We start from the raw sequence: 1564 nt of genomic DNA, 5'->3' as shown, positions 1-1564 counted from the left end.
CGCGATCCGGCGGGCGGGACCCCCGCAGGCAACCGGTCGACCCGCGCGGTGTCCGGTCCGGTCGGCCGTCGCGGGCCGGGTACGGGTCCACACTCGATCGCCGCTCCCGCCGGGCACCCGGTAGACGGCGCCTCGGGCCGATGCGGATCCTGGGTCTGGTGCTCGTGGTGATCCTGACGCTGGGCGTGGTGAGCGTCCTGTGGGCGGACTCCAAGCTCCAGCGGATCGACGCGCTGCCGGACTACCCCGGCCGGGGCGGCAACACCCCGGGCAGCATCACCCTCCTGGTGGGGACCGACTCCCGCGAGGGACTCACCCCGGAGCAGCAGGCCCAGCTGTCCACCGGGTCGGAGTCCGATGCCGGCGGCAAGCGCACGGACACCATGATGCTGGTCTACACGCCGCGCGACAGCGGCCGGACCATGCTCATCTCGCTCCCGCGGGACCTGCTGGTCGACATCCCGGACTACGGACAGAACAAGCTCAACGCCGCCTACACCTTCGGCGGTCCGGCGCTGCTGACCCGCACGCTCGAGCAGCAGACCGGGATGCGGATCGACCACTACGCGGAGATCGGGTTCGGCGGCTTCTCCGGGATCGTCGACGCGGTCGGTGGCGTGGACATCTGCATCGACGAGCCGATCAACGACCCGCTCGCCGGCCTCGACCTGGCCGCCGGCTGCCAGACCCTGGCGGGGCCGCAGGCCCTCGGCTTCGTCCGCACCCGCTACGGGTTCGCCGAGCAGGACCTCCAGCGGGTCCGCAACCAGCGGCAGTTCCTCGGCGCGCTCATGAGCGAGACCATGTCCCCGGGCAACCTGCTCAACCCGTTCACCGCGGTGTCACTGGTCGACGCGGCCTCGGAGGCCGTCACGGTCGACTCCGGGGACCACATCTGGAACCTCGCGTCGGTGATGTGGAAGCTCAGGGGCGATCCGCTCACCGTGACCGCCCCCTACGACGGCATGGCCTCCGGTTCCGTGGGCTCGTACCTCGTGTGGGGCCCGAGCACCACGGGGTTCTTCGACGCGGTCGCCTCGGGCCGCACCCCGGCCCAGGAGTACCTCGACCCCGGCCCCTGAGCCCGCCTCCCGGCTCACGGGTACCGGCTGGTCATCCCGCGGGCGTGATCGAGACGATTCCCCAGGTGCCGTCGGGGTTCTCCGCCACCCGCACACGCTGCCGGATCACCACCGGCTCCGCATCGGGCGGGGACTCGGTGAGGCTCACCTCGAGGAGCGTGGGCGACAGCTCCCGCGCGTCCACACAGTGGGTGGTGCCCTCGGGCACCCGGTCCACCCCCTCGACGCGCAGCCGGTCCGGCGTCATCCGGCTCGACGGCGAGACCGCCTCGAACGCCTTCTCGGCCGAGCGCTCGACGTAGTAGGCGTGGTCGAAGGCCAACACGGTCCCCAACGGCGAGTCCAGCGACCCCGGGCCGTCGCCCACCACGTGGCCGGGTTCGGAGACCGGGGCGCAGTCCGCCGCCTCCTCACCGGTCGGGGAGAGAGCCCCGCGGGTGAGGAGGAATCCGATCACCGCCGAGCCGGCCAGCACCGCCAAC

General features: G+C 72.4%; 1 protein-coding gene and 1 pseudogene. One reads left to right on the top strand and one right to left on the bottom strand.

The window, feature by feature from the left end; all coding sequences use genetic code 11:
• Window positions 1-1082 (top strand): LCP family protein (locus tag G6020_RS06870; RefSeq protein ID WP_241732601.1); only part of this gene is annotated, 1082 nt, incomplete at its 5' end.
• A 31-nt stretch (window positions 1083-1113) separates the two neighbouring features.
• On the opposite strand, the pseudogene G6020_RS06865 reads toward G6020_RS06870, so the two are convergent.
• A pseudogene (locus G6020_RS06865) lies at window positions 1114-1564 on the bottom strand (hypothetical protein); the annotation flags it as partial.

This window comes from Dietzia sp. B19, from assembly GCF_014145155.1.
Taxonomy (GTDB): Bacteria; Actinomycetota; Actinomycetes; order Mycobacteriales; family Mycobacteriaceae; genus Dietzia; species Dietzia natronolimnaea.
Note: the sequence above shows the minus strand (reverse complement) of the source record. Positions and strands in the feature narration are given on the sequence as shown.